General features: G+C 59.6%; 18 protein-coding genes. 9 read left to right on the plus strand and 9 right to left on the minus strand.

Annotated features, from left to right (window positions below; all coding sequences use genetic code 11):
• Nucleotides 1-83 precede the first annotated feature (83 nt).
• Entirely contained in the window at nucleotides 84-3,080 is a 2,997-nt protein-coding gene (locus SIB46_RS05995; RefSeq protein WP_413297612.1) for an autotransporter domain-containing protein, read from the minus strand.
• A 347-nt stretch (nucleotides 3,081-3,427) separates the two neighbouring features.
• Here SIB46_RS05995 and SIB46_RS06000 point away from each other — a divergent pair, with 347 nt between their 5' ends.
• Nucleotides 3,428-4,762 carry an aldehyde dehydrogenase family protein gene (locus tag SIB46_RS06000; RefSeq protein ID WP_413297614.1) on the plus strand — a complete coding sequence of 445 codons (1,335 nt, stop codon included), beginning with the start codon at nucleotides 3,428-3,430 and terminating at the stop codon, nucleotides 4,760-4,762.
• Between the two features lie 515 nt (nucleotides 4,763-5,277).
• On the opposite strand, the gene SIB46_RS06005 is transcribed toward SIB46_RS06000, so the two are convergent.
• Both SIB46_RS06005 and SIB46_RS06010 read right to left on the minus strand, forming a co-directional pair.
• A complete protein-coding gene (locus SIB46_RS06005; protein WP_413297616.1) occupies nucleotides 5,278-6,870 on the minus strand; it encodes a RecQ family ATP-dependent DNA helicase in 1,593 nt (530 codons plus the stop codon).
• 38 nt (nucleotides 6,871-6,908) lie between these two features.
• The gene (locus SIB46_RS06010; RefSeq protein ID WP_413297617.1) at nucleotides 6,909-7,961 is read right to left on the minus strand and encodes a hypothetical protein; all 1,053 of its coding nucleotides are present in this window, start codon (nucleotides 7,959-7,961) and stop codon (nucleotides 6,909-6,911) included.
• Between the two features lie 99 nt (nucleotides 7,962-8,060).
• Here SIB46_RS06010 and SIB46_RS06015 point away from each other — a divergent pair, with 99 nt between their 5' ends.
• The 5 genes from SIB46_RS06015 to SIB46_RS06035 all read left to right on the plus strand — a co-directional run bounded on the left by SIB46_RS06015 (nucleotide 8,061) and on the right by SIB46_RS06035 (nucleotide 12,045).
• Nucleotides 8,061-8,270: a photosystem I reaction center subunit IV gene (locus SIB46_RS06015; RefSeq protein ID WP_011934869.1), complete on the plus strand. Its 210-nt coding sequence runs from the start codon at nucleotides 8,061-8,063 to the stop codon at nucleotides 8,268-8,270.
• Between the two features lie 6 nt (nucleotides 8,271-8,276).
• Nucleotides 8,277-9,125, plus strand: coding sequence for a DNA-formamidopyrimidine glycosylase (locus SIB46_RS06020; RefSeq protein WP_413297618.1), 849 nt, complete (start codon nucleotides 8,277-8,279; stop codon nucleotides 9,123-9,125).
• A complete protein-coding gene (gene mtnB / locus SIB46_RS06025; protein ID WP_413297619.1) occupies nucleotides 9,104-9,733 on the plus strand; it encodes a methylthioribulose 1-phosphate dehydratase in 630 nt (209 codons plus the stop codon). The genes SIB46_RS06020 and mtnB overlap by 22 nt, the downstream gene beginning before the upstream one ends.
• Nucleotides 9,730-10,479 (plus strand): acireductone synthase, encoded by a 750-nt coding sequence (gene mtnC / locus SIB46_RS06030; protein WP_413297620.1) that lies wholly within the window; start codon nucleotides 9,730-9,732, stop codon nucleotides 10,477-10,479. The genes mtnB and mtnC overlap by 4 nt, the downstream gene beginning before the upstream one ends.
• A gap of 96 nt (nucleotides 10,480-10,575) precedes the next feature.
• Entirely contained in the window at nucleotides 10,576-12,045 is a 1,470-nt protein-coding gene (locus SIB46_RS06035) for a glycoside hydrolase 100 family protein (RefSeq protein ID WP_413297724.1), read from the plus strand.
• A gap of 13 nt (nucleotides 12,046-12,058) precedes the next feature.
• Here SIB46_RS06035 and petD read toward each other — a convergent pair whose 3' ends face one another.
• Both petD and petB read right to left on the minus strand, forming a co-directional pair.
• Nucleotides 12,059-12,541: a cytochrome b6-f complex subunit IV gene (gene petD, locus SIB46_RS06040; RefSeq protein ID WP_011934864.1), complete on the minus strand. Its 483-nt coding sequence runs from the start codon at nucleotides 12,539-12,541 to the stop codon at nucleotides 12,059-12,061.
• Between the two features lie 58 nt (nucleotides 12,542-12,599).
• Nucleotides 12,600-13,256 carry a cytochrome b6 gene (petB, locus tag SIB46_RS06045; RefSeq protein ID WP_011934863.1) on the minus strand — a complete coding sequence of 219 codons (657 nt, stop codon included), beginning with the start codon at nucleotides 13,254-13,256 and terminating at the stop codon, nucleotides 12,600-12,602.
• A gap of 65 nt (nucleotides 13,257-13,321) precedes the next feature.
• Between petB and ctpZ the strand changes: the two genes are divergently transcribed.
• Nucleotides 13,322-14,554, plus strand: coding sequence for a carboxyl-terminal processing protease CtpZ (gene ctpZ, locus SIB46_RS06050; protein WP_413297621.1), 1,233 nt, complete (start codon nucleotides 13,322-13,324; stop codon nucleotides 14,552-14,554).
• Nucleotides 14,551-15,807: an HD domain-containing protein gene (locus tag SIB46_RS06055; protein ID WP_413297622.1), complete on the plus strand. Its 1,257-nt coding sequence runs from the start codon at nucleotides 14,551-14,553 to the stop codon at nucleotides 15,805-15,807. The genes ctpZ and SIB46_RS06055 overlap by 4 nt, the downstream gene beginning before the upstream one ends.
• Here SIB46_RS06055 and SIB46_RS06060 read toward each other — a convergent pair.
• A complete protein-coding gene (locus tag SIB46_RS06060) occupies nucleotides 15,770-16,429 on the minus strand; it encodes an HAD-IB family phosphatase (protein WP_413297623.1) in 660 nt (219 codons plus the stop codon). The two genes, SIB46_RS06055 and SIB46_RS06060, sit on opposite strands and share 38 nt — an antisense overlap.
• Before the next feature lie 47 nt (nucleotides 16,430-16,476).
• On the opposite strand from SIB46_RS06060, the gene minC reads away from it, so the two are divergent.
• Nucleotides 16,477-17,157, plus strand: coding sequence for a septum site-determining protein MinC (gene minC, locus SIB46_RS06065; protein ID WP_413297624.1), 681 nt, complete (start codon nucleotides 16,477-16,479; stop codon nucleotides 17,155-17,157).
• Here minC and SIB46_RS06070 read toward each other — a convergent pair.
• The 3 genes from SIB46_RS06070 to SIB46_RS06080 are packed head-to-tail and all read right to left on the minus strand — an operon-like array spanning nucleotide 17,144 to nucleotide 19,288.
• Nucleotides 17,144-17,713, minus strand: a complete 570-nt coding sequence (locus tag SIB46_RS06070) for a chromate transporter (RefSeq protein WP_413297625.1) — start codon at nucleotides 17,711-17,713, stop codon at nucleotides 17,144-17,146. The two genes, minC and SIB46_RS06070, sit on opposite strands and share 14 nt — an antisense overlap.
• Nucleotides 17,706-18,281: a chromate transporter gene (locus SIB46_RS06075; RefSeq protein WP_413297626.1), complete on the minus strand. Its 576-nt coding sequence runs from the start codon at nucleotides 18,279-18,281 to the stop codon at nucleotides 17,706-17,708. Before SIB46_RS06075 ends, SIB46_RS06070 begins: the two co-directional genes overlap by 8 nt.
• On the minus strand, nucleotides 18,281-19,288 hold the full coding sequence (locus SIB46_RS06080; RefSeq protein WP_413297627.1) for a phospholipase D-like domain-containing protein: 1,008 nt from the start codon (nucleotides 19,286-19,288) through the stop codon (nucleotides 18,281-18,283). The genes SIB46_RS06075 and SIB46_RS06080 overlap by 1 nt, the downstream gene beginning before the upstream one ends.
• Nucleotides 19,289-19,305: the final 17 nt, after the last annotated feature.

A 19,305-nucleotide genomic window follows, 5' to 3' on the forward strand; every position in this document is an offset into this window, starting at 1 on the left:
GCACATGTGCTGGCTTTTGATGGTAATCAGTGAAAAGTTTTTTTCACTTACTAGATCACGGGTGATAGAGCAAGCGCAAAAACTTAGAACTGAACAGTGATGCCACCAGAGGCACGCCAATTTGTTTCTCTCTCTGTATCCCAAACCTCAGCACCTCCTCGTCCATACACCTTAAAGGAAGTGGCCCCTATGTTGGCGACAGTGTAATCAAGGCCACCTTCCAGAAGAGCTCCATTTTGATCTTTTTGATTGGACTCAAGGTCAACGGTCTTATTGGAGAAGCGATAACCAATCTTTTGACCTTGATTATTCATATTCCAATCACCCAACCAAGCGACACGAATGCTTGGGATGAGTTGCTGGGTTTGCCCCATAGCGATCGGATAGGCAAGCTTGAAACCTAACTCAGTTTGCAGGAAGTTTGTCTCACGGGACTTGTACTTCAACTTGAAGTTAGTGTTACCTCCCTCATTGAATGCTTCTTCCTGGTTCCCAGACCAAGTGGCTTGAGCTTGAGGCTCCAAGTAAAAACTTCCGAGCTGCATCGGTGCACCGGCACGTAAAGCACCAACATATGAAGTGATGTTTTTGTTGCCACTCAGAGTGTTACCGCCGCCCAAGTCACCGCCAATGGCAACGATGGAACGATCCTGGTCACCAGAGAAAGCAGATGCACCGAAGAGACCCTGGACGTAATAGGAGTCTGTCCAGTAGTCAGCGGTAATACCACCACCCCAGCCGGTGGGGTTCCACGAGCCGGAGCCTGCGTACTTATTAGCATCGGTGTTGATGGCCAGATCACCATAATTGGCATAGAGGCCAACCTGGAAATCATTGAAGACCGCGTAATCAACACCTACAACACCACCAGCATTGGTGGCGTTGTAGTCCTTATAGAGATACTTGGTGGTTTGGGCGGCAGCCACGTCGCCACCAAAACCACGAACCCATGCACGCATGTTCTCCCGATCTGCGTATTGAGCAGTGAGAGAAGGATTTTCCTCGTAGGTCTGACCATTAACTTCAATTACCTCTCCCTCACCGGTGGTTTTCCAAAGGCCGCGCACGGGTTCTTTGGTTTCCACTTCCTCGATTACGATTTCTTCTTCAACAACCTCAACTGGCTCAAATTGACGCAGAGGAAGGCGCTCAAAGAGGGTATCTGCCATGCGGTCGTTGTAAGACGACAACACAGTGCCAGCAGCATCTACGTTTCTCGGCAATAAACCGGATATCAAATACTTCGACATCTGAGTATTGGTAGTCCAGAATGGAAGATTAAGCCTTCCGCTATTTAAAGCAGGAAGTACAACTTTACCGTACAGGGAGCGAACTTCTGTGCGATCTAGGCCTTCAAGCTTTCCTTGTGTTTGACCGTTAGTGCAAAGCCCCGTCACACCACAAATATCATCAGCACCTTTGCGCTGAATGCTCAAAATAATGGAACCTTTTTTCAGTTGGATGTCGTACAAGCCGACCCCATCCAAAGTTTTGTTGAAACCACTAAAGCGCTCAGTTCTTCCATCAAAGGTGAAAGTTGTACTGGCCGCAACTGCATCATCGACGTTGCCGGCAACAATCGTTTTGTCACCTTCAACTTGAGCCTGGGTTAAGGATGAAGCATCAAGAGCAAGAATTCCTCCGCCTGCCGACACAGTTCCGGTGGATGTCAAAGGTGTTCCTGAAGCTGGAACTGCAAGTGTTGCGGTTCCACCATTGAGTGCAATGTTACCGAAGGAGTTTGTTCCCGAAAGCGTGGTTGCACCTGAGTTGATATTTAAAGCAGCACCACCTGAAACATTGGTAATTGTTCCGCCCTGAGCGTTCACCGAGCCCACCAGAACACCATTCCTAAGAGTCGAGCCTGTTGATGTTGTAACCCTTAAGTTGTTGGTAGTAAATCCACCGAGATTTAAAGTGCCTCCATTTGCTATTGACACAAGATTATTATCTTCGAGGGTTCCATTGGCGCCAAACGTCAAAGTTCCTGCACTGACGTTTGTAAGGCCTGTGTAAGTGTTGTCGGCAGAAAGAACCAACTCGCCAAGACCAGTTTTAGTAAAACCTCCCCCTGCACCATCAATAACTCCACTCAGTGTTAATTGAGTTCCATCAACGTCAATTGTAGGTAGACCCGTCAGGTCAATGTTATCTGCATAAGTAGCCGATCCAGTGGATGCAGACAATGTACCGCCATTATTAAGCGCGGTATCACCGGCAGCTGCTGCAACTGTCTGACCAGTGAGCTGTATATCTAAAGTGCCGCCATTATTAATAGTTACCCCAGTATTGCCAGCACCGCCCAGAGCGTCCTCATCTGTAATCCTCAAAATGCCTTCATTCACGGTGAACTCACCTGTCATAGCGGCAGCACCAGCTGTGTTATCAGCCGACAGGGTCGCCGTTCCACTACCAGTTTTGATGAAGTCATTATTGCTACCGATGAAACCAGCAATCGTTGAATCACTGTCATCGTTACCAATGGTCAAATTGGCACCTAATGTGACGTTAGTACCAGCAACAGTTGTTAGCTGACCAATGGTATTAGCACCAGTTACGTTTAAAGTTGCGGTGTTTGAAAGTTCAACATCTGAGTTGTCATTAATATCGCCATTTAGCACTAAAGTACTAGTATTTGCTGCCGTGTAGGTGCCCACACCGGTGTCATTACCGTTAATGGTCAGGGTTCCCGACCCTGTCATTGCCAAGGTCCCAGTAAAGGTATTGATACCAGTCAGGGTCAAGTTGTCATCACCATTGATTGTGATGGTTCCATTTCCTTGAAATGGAGAGTTTGTTGTGTTGTTGGCGTTATTGGTGGTGATGGTACCTGAGCCTGTGATGGCAGTAACACCAGCGGTCGTGAAAGCACCAGCACCTACGCCGAGCGTCAAAATCTGACCATTCAGATTAATGGTTCTTTGCGCACCGACAGCTGTCAAGTTGGTAGCACCAGCAACACCATTGACGTTTGTCAGGTTGTTAGCCGGATTAGCCGTGGATCCGGCAGTTAAATTGACTTCAGCCTGAGCTTGAACCGCTGTAGGTTTCAAGGCCACACCGAAGACAGCTGCTGCCATAGCCGGTCCAAGAATTGCCTTGTGGAGCCTAAAACTCCTTCGGCGGAAGGTTAACGAGGCTTTTGACATTGAAATTAGCAGGTTCTCACACCGACTAAAAGCTACCTGATATTAGGCAAATTTCAACACCAGCCTATGCCAGCAATGGAACAGACAGGAAAGAGAGAAACATGTATTACGCGCCTCACCCAAGACTCATTATGAGCCCTGCCAATGTGATGCCCTAGGCCGCCTCGCCTTGTATTTGCTCTCTTTCAAACGGGGTTCGTGGCACCAAACACTGGATCAATCAAATAGAACTTCATCAGGACAAGACTTCTGTTTGGCTTATGACAAACCTCCCGGCTATGCAAGCTGACCTTCACAAAAGATTCACTCGCTCGCAGGCATGGCGAAAAAAGCAATTAAAAAGTTTGGAAGTGCTGCTTCGCGAGATAGAAGCACCTCTACAAACTGCCTTGGCTTTGGATCTTGGCAAGCCAAAGGTGGAAGCTTTTTTTGAATTGGTCGGGGTCCAAGGTGAGCTCAGGCTCGCCCAAAAGCAACTCAAACGCTGGATGGCACCGCGGCGCGTTGCCTTGCCGGCGGTGCAGCAACCGGGCCGCACATGGGTCCAAGACGAGCCCCTAGGAACCGTATTGATCCTGGGCCCCTGGAATTACCCGCTGATGCTGGTGTTGCGTCCGCTGGTCTCGGCCTTAGCAGCGGGCAACACCGCCGTGTTGAAACCATCTGAGCAAGCGCCTGCCGTGGCCCAGCTGCTAGCCGAGATGGTGCCAAGCCATTTCGAGGCTGATGTGGTGCGGGTGGAACTGGGGGGAGCAGAAACAGCCCAAGCCCTGCTCAAGCAGCCGTTTGATCATGTGGTATTCACCGGCGGTACAAAAATTGGCCGCGAGGTGATGAAAGCCGCAGCTGAGCAATTGATTCCGGTAACGCTCGAACTGGGGGGCAAGAGCCCCTGCATCGTTCTTGATGACGCTGATCTGCAGGTGAGCGCCCGACGGATTGCCTGGGGCCGTTTCCTCAACGCCGGCCAGAGCTGCGTGGCCCCTGACTACGTGCTGGTGACTCCAGCGATGCGCCAGCCCTTAGAGGCCGCACTCAAGCAAGCCATTGCTGAGTTCTATGGGCCCGATCCACGCCAATCGCCAGACTTCGGCCGGCTGGTGAGTAACCGCCAATTCGATCGGGTTGATGCTCTTTTAAAAGGCGCCACGGTGTTGCACGGCGGTGACCGCGTGCGCGAAGAGCGCTACATCGCCCCAACGCTGGTGCAGGGCGATCCCGATAGCGCCTTGATGCAGGAGGAGATCTTTGCGCCGGTGCTGCCGATCATTGAAGTCAGCGATCTCGAAGCAGCGCTGCGTTTTATCGCCAAGCGCCCGAAGCCATTGGCGGCCTATCTATTCAGCCGCAGCAAGGCCGCCCAACGCGAGGTGTTGCAGCGCAGCCAATCAGGGAGCGTTGTGTTCAACGATGTGATCGTGCAGGCCGGCGTGCCGGGGTTGCCCTTTGGCGGCGTGGGCCCCAGCGGCATTGGCCGCTGCCATGGAGAAACCGGATTCCGCAGCCTTTCGAATCAAAAATCGGTCTACCAAAGACCCTTTGCCCTGGATCTGGCCTGGCGCTATCCCCCCTACGGCAACAGGCTGTCACTTCTGAAGCGGCTACTCGGCTGATAGAGGGGCACAAGGGGACTGGCGCAGCGCTTTTGGCTGCTTATGGTGCGCCCATCGAATTATTCGCTGGTCATGCGTAAATCCCTGCTTGCCCTGCTGGTGGTGATGGCGGCTTTGCCTGCGCGGGCGCAGGAAGCGGTGCATGTGATGCAGCCCAAGCAGACCCTCTATGCGGTCTCGCGCATGTATGGCGTGCCGGTGAAGACGCTGCTGCAAATCAACAAGTTCGCTAACCCCAACAAGATCAAGGTCGGCACGGCCATCAAGCTGCCCGCCGGCACCAAAGCGGTGACCTCACCAGCCGCCACCTTGGCCACCCAATCGGTGCCAGAGAACAACACCACAGCCGCCGCCAAGCCTGCTGAGGACGCCAAGAAAGACACCCAAGTTCTGGCCAAAAAGACCCCTGAAGCTGATTGGCGTTATTTCGGCCCGCTACAGGTGGATTGGAGCAACTGGCGCACCATGGCCGGCAGCCTGGTGGCCCCAACCCTGAACAAGCAAAAACAGCCCCTCTATGTGGCCGTTAATTGCGGTGCCCGCAAGCTCAACATCACCGGCTCCGGCGGCACCTGGAAAACCTGGGAATCACCCGCTGAAGCCTTTGAGCGCGACTTGGTCAAAGCCGCCTGCGCCGATCCCAAAATCGGCAAAGGCTGAGGCCAGCGCAGCGGCCTTGGCCGGCGCAACCAACTAGCTCCAGCGCTGCTGAGCCAGTGGCGCTTGCCGTTGCCGTCTTCTTTCACCAATTCAGCTTCTACTAGGCGCCTAAGGGCCCAGCGCCACAGCGGTGCTGGGTGGGCTTCATCAGCCAAATCAGCAGCGAGATCAGCGGCCTCGAGGCCTTCCTCGGCTTGCTGAAGCGCGCGCAGCAGCGGCTGAGCCAGCTGTTGGCCGTCTTGAATCAAGACTGGCTCCTCGCAGCGGTCGCAACAACCGCAGGGTTCAGCCATCTCACCAACCGCAAATAGCAAAGCTTGCTGGCGGCACTCGGGACCTTCGGCAATCGATTCCATCCGCCGCAGCTGTGCTGCGGCGCCATCGCGGCCCTGGCGCACGGCCCAGGCCAAACTGCTGCGATCGCCATCGCAATAGAGCAGCAGCACCTCAGCCGGCTGGCCATCGCGGCCTGCCCGGCCCGATTCCTGCAGATAACCCTCCGGGCTGGCCGGCAGCTCAAGGTGCAGCACCAAGCCCACATCCGGGCGGTCGACCCCCATCCCAAAGGCCACCGTGGCCACCAGCACCGGCTCGGGTTCCTCTTGAAATTGCTGCAGCGCCAACAGGCGACTCTCCGCATCCATGCCGGCGTGATACGCCAAGGCCGGCAACCCAGCCTGACGCAACTTGGCCGCCCAACGCTCCACGCCGCGGCGGGTGCGGCTGTAGATCAGCACCGCACCACGGGCGCTGCGGGCTTCCGCCAGCACCAGCTCCAGCGGATCCTCCGGGCGCCAAAGCATGCGGTAGCGCAGGTTGGGGCGCTGGGCGGAGCGCACCTGAATCAACGGTCGCCGCAAGCCGAGCAGGCGAATGATGTCGGCCCGCACCCGCGGCGGTGCCGTGGCACTGAGGGCTACCAACGGCACTCCAGGACACAGCCGGCGCAGCTGGCCCAAGCGGCGGTAATCAGGCCGGAAGTCGTGGCCCCAATTGCTGATGCAGTGGGCTTCATCCACCGCCAACGCCACCAGCTGGCGTTGATCATGCAAATCCTCCAGCAACTGGCGGCAGGCCTCACCCTGCAGGCGCTCAGGAGCGAGATACAGCAGCCGCAACGTGCCCTGTTGAATCTGCTGCTGCAGCTTGCGCAGCTCCTGCAACGGCAAACCGTTGTGCAAACAAGCCGCGGCAATGCCGCGGCGGCGCAGCTGGGCCACCTGGTCTTGCATCAAGGCCACCAGCGGCGAAATCACCAGCACCACCCCACTACGCACCAGGGCCGGTAGTTGATAACAAAGCGACTTACCAGCCCCCGTCGGCAACACAGCCAAGCAATCGCGACCCTCCAGCAGGGCCTCCACCACCTCGCGCTGACCAGGGCGAAAATCGTTGTAACCGAAGTGCTGCTGCAGCGACTGCAGCAGAGGTGCACTGGATTCCTTCACCCACGGACGGTACCGGCTGCCCCCCGGGGCGCAAGGGCTTAGGCGGCCTGCTGCAGCGGTGGCGCATCCAGTTGATCAGCCCCCTCTTCCACCAGCTGCAAGCGCAGGCGTTTCCCGCCAGCGAGCTCTCCGAGCGACACGCGCAAATTGCTGCCGCTGAGGGTTTCCAGACCCTGCAGCAAGCTGCGCAAATAGGGGGTGCTGCTGCCACTTTCGAGCCAGAGGCGCTCGTGCAAACCGCCCAGGCGGCGCCAGCTGGTGTGCAGCTTCAACACGGCCTGCTCCAGTTGCTGGGCTTGGCCGACCACATCGGCCACCAAACCGAGCATGTCCAGGCGAGTGGCCTCCTGCATCGCCTTTTCCAGATCGATGCTCTCGTGCTGCAACGCCCGCACAGCCATGCCGGCTTCTGAGGCCTTGCTCAGCCAACGGGCCGTGGCGGTCACATCCTTGATGCGATCCAGCTCAGGCTCCTCCTTCAGCACCCGCCGCAGGTCGTCCTGCTGGGGTTCGGGCAAGCGGGCCAGCTCGCGCACCAGTGGAGCCACCGCTTTGGGGGGCAGCAGATTTTGCTGCGTGCGCTCGCGAATCTCATCGGGCAGCAAGGGGCTGGTGGCGGCCGTGAATTCATCGGTGAGGCGGCGCACCTGCTTGCGGGTGATCTGCTGACCTTCGTTGGCCGCTTCGCTGATCATCTGCTGCACCTCAGGGTCGGCCTGAGCGGTTTCCACAAAGGCGCGCTTGGAGAAGTTGTTCACGCTGGTCTCCTCCAGCAGCCCGTCGCCCACCAGGCTGTTGGCCGATTCCGCCAGCTGGATCAGACTGTAGGCCCGGGTCTTGCTGATTTCCCGCTCCCTGAGCCACTGCAGGAAGCCAGCACCACGGCCCTCGCCACCGCGCCTCTCGCGATCCCGCACCGCCGCCAAAATCCGTCCGCGCCAAATTTCGGTCTGCAGATCGAAGCGATCGCACAGCTCCCAGGCCTGCTCCAAACGGGCGTGGAACTCCAGGGTGCTGAGGTCGTCCTGCTCAGGATCGGGCAGGTCGAGATGCAGCGTGGGTGCCTCAAGGCTGGCTGGCGTAGCGACCAAAGCAGATCAAGCGGGGGGCCGCGACGAATCATGACGGCTCATCGAACGATTGCGTCAGCGCAGGTAAGTTTCTGAACGAACGAACCTTGTTCTGCCGACATGGCGATTTCTCGCGGCGACAAAGTGCGCATCAGGCGCCCAGAGTCCTATTGGTTTAACGAAGTGGGCACCGTGGCCTCGATCGACACCTCCGGCATCCGTTATCCGGTTGTGGTGCGCTTCGAGAAGGTCAACTACAACGGCTTCTCCGGCGTTGATGGCGGCATCAACACCAATAACTTCGCTGAGGCCGAGCTCGACCCAGCCTGATCTCAGGTGCCGGAACTTCCGGAAGTTGAAACGGTTCGCCACGGCCTCGAGCTGCAGGTGGGCCGTTTTCCTATTGGCGAAACGATCGTTTGCCGCAGCCGAGCCATTGCAGCGCCCAAAGGTGACCCCGATGGATTCACCGCGGCCCTGAGGGGATGCGAGTTGGCCAGTTGGCGCCGGCGCGGCAAATATTTAGTGGCCAAACTTGAACGCGATGGCGCACCAGCCGGTGAGCTGGGGGTGCATCTGCGCATGACCGGCCAATTTCAATGGCTCCAGCGCGAGGAGCGACCGCCTTGCCCGCACACCAGGGTTCGCTTTCTCTCCGAAAAGCATGAGCTGCGCTTTGTGGATGTGCGCTCCTTTGGAGAGCTCTGGTTTGTGCCCCTGGGCACGCCAACCGAGCAGGTGATCACCGGCCTCACCCGTTTGGGGCCTGAACCCTTCAGCGACGCGTTCAATGCCAACTACCTGCGCCAGCGACTGAAGGGCTCCAGCCGCCCCATCAAAAATGCCCTGCTCGATCAGGCCCTGGTGGCCGGCGTAGGCAACATCTATGCCGATGAAAGCCTGTTTATGGCTGGCATCCGCCCCCACACCCCAGCGGGGAGCGTGAGCGCGGCGCGACTGGAGAAGCTGCGGGCAGCCTTGGTGAAGGTGCTGGAGCTGAGCATTGGGGCTGGCGGCACCACCTTCAGCGATTTCCGCGACCTCACCGGCACCAATGGCAACTACGGCGGCCAGGCCTGGGTGTACCGGCGCGGCGGGGAACCCTGCCGCCAGTGCGGCACGATTCTGCGGCGCGACACACTGGGGGGACGCAGCAGTCACTGGTGTCCAAGCTGTCAGCGCTGAAGCAAGAGCTGGTGGATGTCATGGCTGATATCCATCGCCGCGGTTGGTGTGATGGCACTGGCGGCAACTTCAGCTGCTTGATCAGCCGCGAGCCCTTGCAGCTGTTGATGGCACCCAGCGGCGTACACAAGGGCAACGTCTCCGCTGATGAGCTGATCGTTGTTGATGGCAACGCAGCGGTAATTGAAGGAACAGGCAAAGCCAGCGCCGAAACGCTCTTACATCTCAAGATCGTGCGCAGCTGCGCGGCGGGCGCTGTGCTCCATAGCCATTCCCAGGCCGGCACCTTGCTCTCGCAATGGGCCCTGCCCCGCGGAGGCCTCAAGCTCCAAGACCTGGAGATGCTCAAGGGCTTAGCTGGGGTGAGCACACACCAAAGCAGCGTGAGCGTGCCGGTGCTGGCCAATGACCAAGACCTGCAACGTCTGAGCGAGGCGGCGCAGCCGCACCTGGCCGGAGCGCCCCATGGGCTTTTGATCGCTGGCCATGGGCTCTACGGCTGGGGCGAGGATCTATTCAGTGCCAGGCGCCATCTGGAGATTCTTGAGTTTTTGTTGGAGCAGCGCTGGCGCCAACTGTTGTTGCAGGGATTAGGGATTCAGCCGTGATCGATTGGGAGTCGCTGCGCGCCATCGTTCTTGATATCGAAGGCACCACCTGCCCGGTGGATTTCGTGACTGGCAGTTTGTTCCCCTATGCCCGGCAGCATCTAGGCACCCTGCTGAGCCAAGACGACCAACAAGCGCCGCTGAAGCCCTTGCTGGATGAAGTGCGAATCGCCTGGAAGCAAGACACCGACGCAGGAGCCCCGGCCTACAGCGATTCCCCAGATTCCCTGGCCCTGCTGCCCTATTTGCAGTGGCTGATTGATCAAGATCGCAAACTGGCGCCGCTCAAAGAGCTGCAGGGGATCACCTGGCGTCATGGTTACCAATCTGGAGCCTTAATCACTCCGCTGTTCGCCGATGTCGCCCCAGCGCTGAAACAGTGGCACCAACGCGGTTTGCGCCTGGCCGTCTATTCCTCTGGATCGGTGGCTGCTCAGCAACTGTTTTATGGCCACACCAATGATGGCGATCTCAGCGGCTTGTTTGAGCGCTGGTATGACACCCGCCTGGGGCCCAAAAAGGAGGCCCAGAGCTACACGTTGTTGGCTGCTGATCTGCAGCTGCCAGCCCATGCGGTGTTGTTCATGAGTGATTCCAGCGGGGAATTGGCCGCCGCCCAAGCTGCTGGGCTGCAAATTTGCGGCAGCCAGCGTCCTGGCAACCCGGAAACGCTGAGTGCCGAGTGGCCCATTGTGGTGTCCAGCCTGGAGGCAATGGCGCCACCCAGGCTGCCAGGACTACGTTGAAATTGAGGTTTGGGGGCGCCAGCCATACCCAAGGTCCCGCGGTCACCGTCGAAATCGGAGCACACGACCCGCCCCAACTCCGGTGAATCGGAGGTGGTGCGCCAGGCCGAAGAGCTGTTCGAGCAAACCCTGGTCAACGTGCGCGGCCAGCTAGCTGGTGCTGTGGCAGCACTGGAAAGCTCGGTTCATGACAGCGAGCTGAACTACGGCGAGATCTTCCTGCGCGACAACGTGCCGGTGATGGTCTACCTGCTGTTGCGGGGCCGCTTTGAGATCGTGCGGCACTTCCTCGATCTGTGCCTCGAGCTGCAAAGCCGCTCCTACCGGACCCGCGGCGTCTTCCCCACCAGCTTTGTGGAAGAGGACGACAAAATCCTGGCCGACTACGGCCAACGCTCCATTGGCCGCATCACATCAGTCGATGCCTCCCTGTGGTGGCCAGTGCTCTGTTGGATGTACGTGCGGGCCAGCGGCGATACGAGCTATGGCACCAGCCCCAAGGTGCAGAGGGCCGTGCAGCTGCTGTTGGATCTAGTGCTGCAACCGAGCTTCTACGAACCGCCGGTGCTGTTCGTTCCCGACTGCGCCTTCATGATTGACCGTCCGATGGACGTTTGGGGCGCGCCATTGGAAGTGGAGGTGCTGCTGTTCGGCTGCCTCAAGAGCTGTTGCCAACTGATGAGCCTGGTGGAAGGGGGCGGCCATGGCGGCCCCTTGATCCAGCAGCGGCTGGAACTCACCCGCACCTGGATGCGGGATCTGCGCGTTTACCTGCTCAACCACTACTGGGTGACCAGCAAGACGATGCAGGTGCTGCGGCGGAGACCAACCGAGCAATACGGCGACTACCAATCACGCAATGAATTCAACGTGCAACCGGAGGTGATTCCCCACTGGTTGCAGGAGTGGCTGGATGACCGCGGCGGCTACTTGATCGGCAACATGCGCACCGGCCGGCCTGATTTCCGCTTCTACAGCCTGGGCAATGCCCTGGGTTCACTCTTTGGGCTGCTCACCGGCCCCCAGCAACTGGCCCTGTTCCGCCTGGTGATCCACAACCGCCATCACTTGATGGCGGAGATGCCGATGCGCATCTGCCATCCGCCGATGGATCAAGACGAATGGATCACCAACACCGGCATGGACCCAAAAAATTGGCCCTGGAGTTATCACAACGGCGGCCACTGGCCCAGCTTGTTGTGGCCCATGGCGGCTGCGGTGCTGATGCACCAGCGGCTCTACCCCAACGATGACCTGCTGCTACTGGGCCAAACCCGCACGATGCTCGAGGAGTGCTACTGGCAGCAGCTCAATCAACTCCCGCGTCAGCAGTGGGCTGAATACTTCGATGGCCCTACTGGCACGTGGGTGGGACAACAAGCTCGCATCAACCAAACCTGGACCATCGTGGGCTTCTTGCTGCTGCATCACTTGATGCGCAAGGCCCCGCAGGATGTGAAGCTGCTCGACCTCGACGATGTCGGGCCACTCAGGCTCTCGTTCCAGGATCAAAAACAACAAAAAAGCTCTCCCGACGAGCGGAAGAGCTTTCTCAAGAACTATTGATTGATCTCTGAGATCAGAACAGGCCCAAGGTGAGGGACTTGTCGATCGGCAGAGCGGCACCAATACCGAGATAGATGGTGAAGGCGGTTCCGAACAGGAAGACGGCCATGGCCACCGGACGACGGAAGGGGTTCTGGAACTTGTTGAAGCTCTCGATGAAGGGCACCAGCATCAGGCCCAAGGGAATCATGGTTTGCAAAGCAATACCCAACAACTTGTTGGGCACCACGCGCAGAATCTGGAAGACCGGGTAGAGGTACCACTCAGGAAGGATTTCCAGAGGAGTGGCAAACGGATCAGCCTTGTCAGCCAGCATGGCCGGATCAAGAACAGCCAGAGCCACCACACAAGCGATGGTTCCGAGGATCACCACCGGGAAGATATAGAGGAGATCGTTCGGCCAAGCGGGCTCTCCGTAATAGTTGTGGCCCATGCCCTTGGCGAGCTTGGCGCGCAGCTTGGGATCGTTCAGATCCGGTTCCTTGAGGATGTGCATCGCTGGAGGGAAGTAAGGAGTTGAACCGTTGTGGACAGATTAGGAAGTTTCTGGCCGATCAGAGGGGACCAGAGATGCCTTGCTTACGAATCATCAGGAAGTGGGCAAGCATGAACACCGCCAGCAGCCAAGGCAACACAAAAGTGTGGAGGCTGTAGAAGCGAGTGAGGGTGGACTGACCAACGCTCTCACCGCCGCGAAGCAGCTCAACCATGAAGTCGCCAACCACTGGAACCGCGGCGGGAACACCCGACACAATCTTCACGGCCCAGTAGCCAACCTGATCCCAAGGCAAGGAATAACCGGTCACACCAAAGGAGACGGTGATCACAGCCATGGTCACGCCGGTGACCCAAGTGAGCTCGCGAGGGCGCTTGAAACCGCCAGTCAGGTACACGCGGAAGACGTGCAGGATCAGCATCAGCACCATCATGCTGGCGCTCCAGCGGTGCACCGAGCGGATCAACCAACCAAAGCTCACATCCGTCATCAAGTACTGAACGGAGCTGTAGGCCTCTACCACCGTGGGCTTGTAATAAAAGGTCATCGCAAATCCAGTGGCGAACTGAATTAGGAAGCAGACCAAGGTGATGCCGCCCAGGCAATAGAAGATGTTGACGTGGGGCGGCACGTATTTCGAAGAGATGTCGTCAACGATGTCTTGGATCTCAAGACGCTCGTTGAACCAGTCGTAGACAGGGGATGAATTCGCCATGCCGGTGGGGAGGGTTGCCCGGAAGCAGGTTGTGGCGAGAGTCTACTGATAGCAACGAGTAGCCCGTGACCCGGCTTCGGCTTTGGCATGCCTTCTTCAGGCCGGCTTTCGTTTTGGCGTTGCCCCTGCTGCTGATCCTCCAGCTCAGCGGTCCCGCCCTAGCCCTCACAGACGACCAAACCCTGGTGGTGGATGTTTGGCGGCTGGTGAATGAGAGCTATGTGGACCCCAGCTTCAGCGGCGTGCCCTGGCGGCGCCTGAGGCAAAAGGCATTGGAGAAATCCATCAGCAATCGCGGCGAGGCCTATGACGCGATCGACGCCATGCTGGCGCCCTTGGATGACCCCTACACCCGCCTGCTGAGGCCGGAGTCCTACGGCCAATTGGAAGCCGCCACCAAAGGAACCGTGAGCGGCATCGGGCTTCAGCTCGGCATCAATCACGACAGCGGCAGCGTGGTGGTGATCGCCCCGGTGGAAGACTCTCCAGCTGCCGAGGCTGGCTTGGTAGATGGCACCGTGCTGCGCAGCATCAACGGACAAGCCACCAACGAGCTAGGTCTCGATGGCAGCGCTGCTCTGTTGCGGGGCGACAGCGGCAGCAGCGTGCATCTGGAGGTGACCCTCCCCGATGACGAGGAGCAAAGCCTCGATCTCGAGCGGCGGGCGATTGACCTACGCCCAGTTCGCAGCCGCCGGCTTCGTAGTGGTGATCACACCCTGGGGTATCTGCGAATCAATCAGTTCAGCGAGCCGGTGCCGGAAGCCGTTCAAGAAGCCTTGGCAGATCTCGAAGCCAAGGGCATCGAAGGATTGGTGCTGGATTTGCGCAACAACACCGGCGGGCTGGTGAGCGCTGGGCTGGCCGTTGCCGACGACTTCCTCGCTGGCGATGTGATTGTTGAAACCCAGGACCGCAACGGCATTAATGAGCAACGTCCGGCCAACGGCGGCCGGCTCTTTGATGGCCCCATGCTCACCTTGATCAATGGCGGCACGGCCAGTGCCAGCGAAATTTTGGCTGGCGCCTTGCAAGACAACGATCGCTCGCAGCTGTTGGGCAGCACCAGCTTTGGCAAAGGGGAGATCCAAACGCTCTTACCCCTTGGTGATGGCAGCGGCTTGGCCGTCACCGTGGCCCGCTACCTCACGCCCAATGGCCGAGCGATTCAGGGGCAAGGGCTTGAGCCCGATGAGCCCCTGAGCAGCACCGAGCCCAGCGGCAGCAGCATCGGCAGCGACGATGACGCCTGGTTGCGCAGCGCTGAAGAGGCGTTGATCACGCAACTCGAGGCATGAAGCGGCGCTCGTACCACGATCCGCTGCACGGCGAGATCATTCTCGACAGCAACGATCCAGCCGAGGCGATGGTGATCGCCCTGATCGATGCCCCGGCGTTTCAGCGCCTGCGGCGCATCCGCCAGCTTGGGCCTGCCTTTCTCACCTTCCACGGCGCAGAATCCAGCCGCTTCACCCATTCCATCGGCGTGCTTCACCTGGCGCGCCGCGCCCTACAACACCTCGAGCGCCTCGCTCCAGAGCTGGCTGAGCATCGCGGCCTGATCTATGGGGCGGCCCTACTCCACGACGTGGGCCATGCCCCGCTGAGCCATGCCGGCGAGGAGATGTTTGGCTTGCATCACGAGGCCTGGTCGGCGCGGCTGGTGCAGGAGTGCCCAGAGCTGCGCGATCCGCTGGAAGCCTGGGCTCCGGGAACCGCCATGGCGGTGGCTGAGCTGCTGGAGCATGGCCGCAGCCCCCACCCAGCCGCCAAAGCCCTGATCAGTAGCCAGCTGGATTGCGACCGCCTCGACTACCTCCGCCGCGATAGCTACAGCACCGGCACCAGCTACGGCCAACTCGATCTCGATCGGCTGATTGGCGCCTTGACCTTGGCCCCCGATGGTCAGCTAGCCCTGCACCCACGCGGCCGCAGCGCTGTTGAGCACTACTTGGTGGTGCGCTCATTGATGTACAGCACCGTCTACAACCACCGGCTCAACATCGTGGCGAATTGGTTGTTGCAGCAGATCGTGCAACAAGCCCGCCAAAGCACAGCTGATGCGCTGTTTGCCGATGCCGTGATGGCGCGCTGGCTATGGGATCCCGATGCCATGGACAGCAGCACCTATCTGGCCAACGACGACCTGCGCACCGGCTATCACCTGCAGCGCTGGCGGGAAGAGGGACCAGCGCCACTGCAGGAGCTCTGCCGGCGGCTGCTCGATCGTGATCTGCTGCAAGCCACCGACGTGCGAGGCCTCGATCGCACCCAACGACTGGAAGCCCTGGCGATGGCCCAACGCTTGTCACAAGCCGCCGGCCTTGAACCCGACCTGTGCTGCGGACTCAGGGAGCGCCGCAGCACGGGCTATCGCCCCTATGTCGGTGGGCTCAGGCTCTGGAACGGCCAAGACCTGCAAGCCCTCGAGCAGGTCTCGCCGCTGGTGAACAGCCTCAGCCAACCCCAAGAGCTGGCCTGGTTGCTGCATCCCAGGGAGGTGCGTGATCAGCTCAGGCAGCAGCTCCAGGCAGCAACCCCTGCTGCCTGAGAACAGCCTCCACATCAGCAAAGCTGTCCCAGGAGTGAAAGGCGATGCCGCGCTGCTCAAGCCAGCTGCTGAGGGGCTCTCTGGCAAACACCAGATCCGCCACCTCGGCCATTCCTAAATCGGTGATCGAATCACCAATCACCACGCTGCGGCCGCAGCCATAGCGCTTGACCACCTCGGCTTTGGCCACTAGCTCCTGTCCATTGGCAAAGGGCGACTCAAAGCGCAGCCCACCATCGGGATGGGGCAGCACCTCAGCCGCAATCAATTGATCCAGGCGGTGGCGATGGGCCCCCAGCACCTCCTCCACCAAGGGCACGAGCCCACCTGAAACCAACACAAAGGGCACACCAGCCCGCTCCAGTTCAGCCAAAAACGGCAGAAAACAAGGGCGCGGGGCGTACTCGCCCATGTGATCCACCATGGCCTGCAGGTCGTGGGGCGTCAGCGCATCGGCCAAGGCCTGCATCCCCTGAAGCAGGGTGATCTCGAAGTTGAACAGCTGCGCTTTGAGGTCAGCCCAGAGCTCAGGAGCAGCCCGAGCGGCCACCGCATCAAAGGTGTCGACGCTGGTGACGGTGCCATCGAAATCGCAGAACACCGTGGCAGCAGGGCGGTCCATGGCAGCGGTTTGGTGTGGCCCTAGCTTGAGCGGGCCGGATTCGCTCCATGGTCGCCCGCCTAGACCCTGCCCCCGCTCCGGGCTGGCCCCACCGGCTTGAACTTGGCGCTTGGCAAGCGGGTGCTGATCCTTGTGAAGCTGTGCTGCATGCCCTCGGCGCGGACCCGCCCCAGGGCCGAGTGGTGATAGAAGCGGGCCCCTGGCCCTTGCACTGCAGCCAACTGCAGGCGATCGCTCAGCGCCTCGAGCAGGCCGGACTGCAACTCGAGGAGGTGAGCAGCTGCGAGCCCAGCACCTTGGTGGCCTCAGCAGCTCTGGGGCTACGCAGCCAGGCTGAACCATCAGCTCCTGAGAGTGCCGCGGAGCCCAAGGGCACTGGACGCGAGTTGCACGTGCACCGAGGAACGGTGCGCGCTGGCGAACATCTGGAAGTGGATGGTGCGGTGTTGGTGCTGGGCGATGTGAACCCAGGTGCGCGCATCAGCGCCCGCGGTGATGTGTTGATTTGGGGGCGGCTGCGCGGCATTGCCCATGCCGGATGCCATGGCGCCCGCAACGCGCGCATCGTGGCCCTGCAACTGCGGCCGCTGCAGCTGCGCATTGCCGATGCCGTGGCGCGCGGCCCGGAAGAACCGCCACCGCAAGGCATCACTGAGCAAGCGCGGCTCGAGGGCGATGAGATTGCAATCAGCGCCGCCCAGTTAGGGGTGCCGATCAGCTGGGGATGACGCCAATGGCGCCCAGCACCCCGGCAACCGCCATGAAATACAGCGGCGAGATGCGCGTGAACAACATCAAGGCGCACACCACAGCCGACACGAGATAAGCCACCACGCTGTGGTCCGCCGTGCGCAGGACGGTGAGGCCCACATGGAACAAGATTCCCAAGGTGATGGGCCCCAGGCCCCGTTCAAAGGCGGTCCGAATTGGCGCATCTTTGAGCCGGTTCCAGCTCAACGCCGCCGTCACCATCACCACGGTGGAGGGCAGCAACACCGCCACTTCAGCGCTCACTCCGCACAACAGGCCCCACGCCAGACCGTGGTCCCAGCCAGCTCCGAGGCCCAAGAGCCCCACGATCATGGAACTAGGACCTGGAGCGGCTTCCGCGAGGGCGTAGAGATCAGCGAACTGGGAGCTGGTGATCCAGCCAAAACGCTCCACCGAGAGGTGGTGGTATTCCGCCAGCAGGGTGTTGCCCCCACCAAGTGAAAACAGCGACAGCCGCAGAAAAGTCCAGACCACCTGCAACCAGGTATCCCAAGCGGTGCTGGGATCAACCATGGCGATGCTGCCGCGGCCAGTAGAGGGCCATGGCGATCGGCCCCAACACCAGCACCACCGGGATCAGGCCAATCCCCTTGAACTCCAGCACCACAAAGGTGAGCGCCGCTAACCCCAAGGCCAACGGATCACGCCAATAAACATGCAGGATCTTGAAACCCATCGACAGCGCCATGCCCGCGGCCGCGGCCACCACCCCGGTGAGCACCCTGTCCACCGCTGGAGCCGTGTGGAACTGGAAATACACCACCCCGATCAGCATCAACAGGCTGAAGGGCACCAGCAAAATTCCGCCCACGGCAGCCACGGCACCAGCAAAGGCCCGGAACTGCGCGCCGATGTAGACGGCCATGTTGATTTGATTGGGGCCGGGGAAGAGACGAGCCACAGTGAGGCCAGTGATGAAGCTCTCGTTGCTCATCCAGCGGCGCTGCTCAACAACGATGCGCTGACTCCAGGCCGACATGCCCCCACCAAAGGAGGACAGCGCCACCTGCAACATGCCCAGGAACAACCCCTTGCGGCCCGGGGCTGCAGCCAACGGTTCGTGCTCCAGCTCGGCTGCCATCAGTCGTGAATGAAGTGGGGATCGGGAGGCAGCTCCCCCTCCTCATGCACATCGGGATCCAAGGGATCGGGAGCGAGGTAAGGCCTTGAAGCCTTCCAATCGCGTTGGAACAGCTCAACGCAACGGCCTACCACCTCCGGCGCATCGGTCTCGACCCCCAGTTCGCGGCGCAGATCAAAGGCGCTGCGATCGATATTCATCGAGCCAATCAGGGCCATCTGGCGATCGATGACGATCAACTTGGCGTGCAACTTGATGTGTTTCTGGCGCCGCACCTTCACACCTGCATGGCTCAGCACCCGCAGGCTGGCGAAGGTGTCGTAGATGTCCCAATCGGAGATGCCGTGCTTGCCGCCGCAGAGCACCTTGACCTTCACGCCCCGGTCACGGGCTGCGATGAGTCGCTCAAGGATGACGGCATCAACAAATTTGGGGTGCTGAATCCAAAGCTGTTTCTTAGCCGTATCGATCACCTTGGCCATCTGGCCGCGGCTGTGAAAACTGCTCCAGACCAAACCAATGGTGAGATCGGGATCAAAAAAGCTGCGGCTCCAGTCGTGCTCAAAGCCATCAATCACCTGCTCCACCGCTGGAGCGGCGTAGGTGATCACGCCGTAATCACGGGTCTCGGTGAAGTATTTATCCGAGAGGTTGAATGTGGCAATGAGCGCCGCGCTGTCATCCACCACGATCGATTTTTCGTGGGTGACCGGGAACGATTCGCTGGTCCAGGCCACAGACACACCCCACGACTGCAAGGCGGCATAGGCCTGATCATTCCAGCGATCCCCGCCTGAGGTGTGGGGGTTGAGCATCACGCGCACCTGCACGCCCCTCTCATGGGCCTGACGCAGCGCATCGAGCACGACAGGCGACTGCAGCTTGAATTGCTTTAAACGCAGCTGCTGCTGGGCCGATGCGATGAAATCAATCACCGGCTGAACGCCATCGTCTGGCATGACCAGCAGCTGTTGGTGATGGCCTGCGGTGGTCACCCCACGCGTCATCGCGAACCATTCGTTGC

The sequence above is a fragment of the Synechococcus sp. MIT S9452 genome, from assembly GCF_047304245.1.
In the GTDB taxonomy this organism is placed as follows: Bacteria; Cyanobacteriota; Cyanobacteriia; order PCC-6307; family Cyanobiaceae; genus RCC307.

Coding starts and splice junctions, on each gene's coding strand:
- minC (WP_413297624.1), top strand. CDS start 16,477: ATGGTCGCCCGCCTAGACCCTGCCCCCGCTCCGGGCTGGCCCCACCGG.
- SIB46_RS06055 (WP_413297622.1), top strand. CDS start 14,551: ATGAAGCGGCGCTCGTACCACGATCCGCTGCACGGCGAGATCATTCTC.
- petD (WP_011934864.1), bottom strand. CDS start 12,541: ATGCACATCCTCAAGGAACCGGATCTGAACGATCCCAAGCTGCGCGCC.
- SIB46_RS06015 (WP_011934869.1), top strand. CDS start 8,061: ATGGCGATTTCTCGCGGCGACAAAGTGCGCATCAGGCGCCCAGAGTCC.
- SIB46_RS05995 (WP_413297612.1), bottom strand. CDS start 3,080: ATGGCAGCAGCTGTCTTCGGTGTGGCCTTGAAACCTACAGCGGTTCAA.
- SIB46_RS06080 (WP_413297627.1), bottom strand. CDS start 19,288: ATGACGCGTGGGGTGACCACCGCAGGCCATCACCAACAGCTGCTGGTC.
- SIB46_RS06070 (WP_413297625.1), bottom strand. CDS start 17,713: ATGGTTGATCCCAGCACCGCTTGGGATACCTGGTTGCAGGTGGTCTGG.
- SIB46_RS06075 (WP_413297626.1), bottom strand. CDS start 18,281: ATGGCAGCCGAGCTGGAGCACGAACCGTTGGCTGCAGCCCCGGGCCGC.
- SIB46_RS06060 (WP_413297623.1), bottom strand. CDS start 16,429: ATGGACCGCCCTGCTGCCACGGTGTTCTGCGATTTCGATGGCACCGTC.
- SIB46_RS06000 (WP_413297614.1), top strand. CDS start 3,428: ATGCAAGCTGACCTTCACAAAAGATTCACTCGCTCGCAGGCATGGCGA.
- petB (WP_011934863.1), bottom strand. CDS start 13,256: ATGGCGAATTCATCCCCTGTCTACGACTGGTTCAACGAGCGTCTTGAG.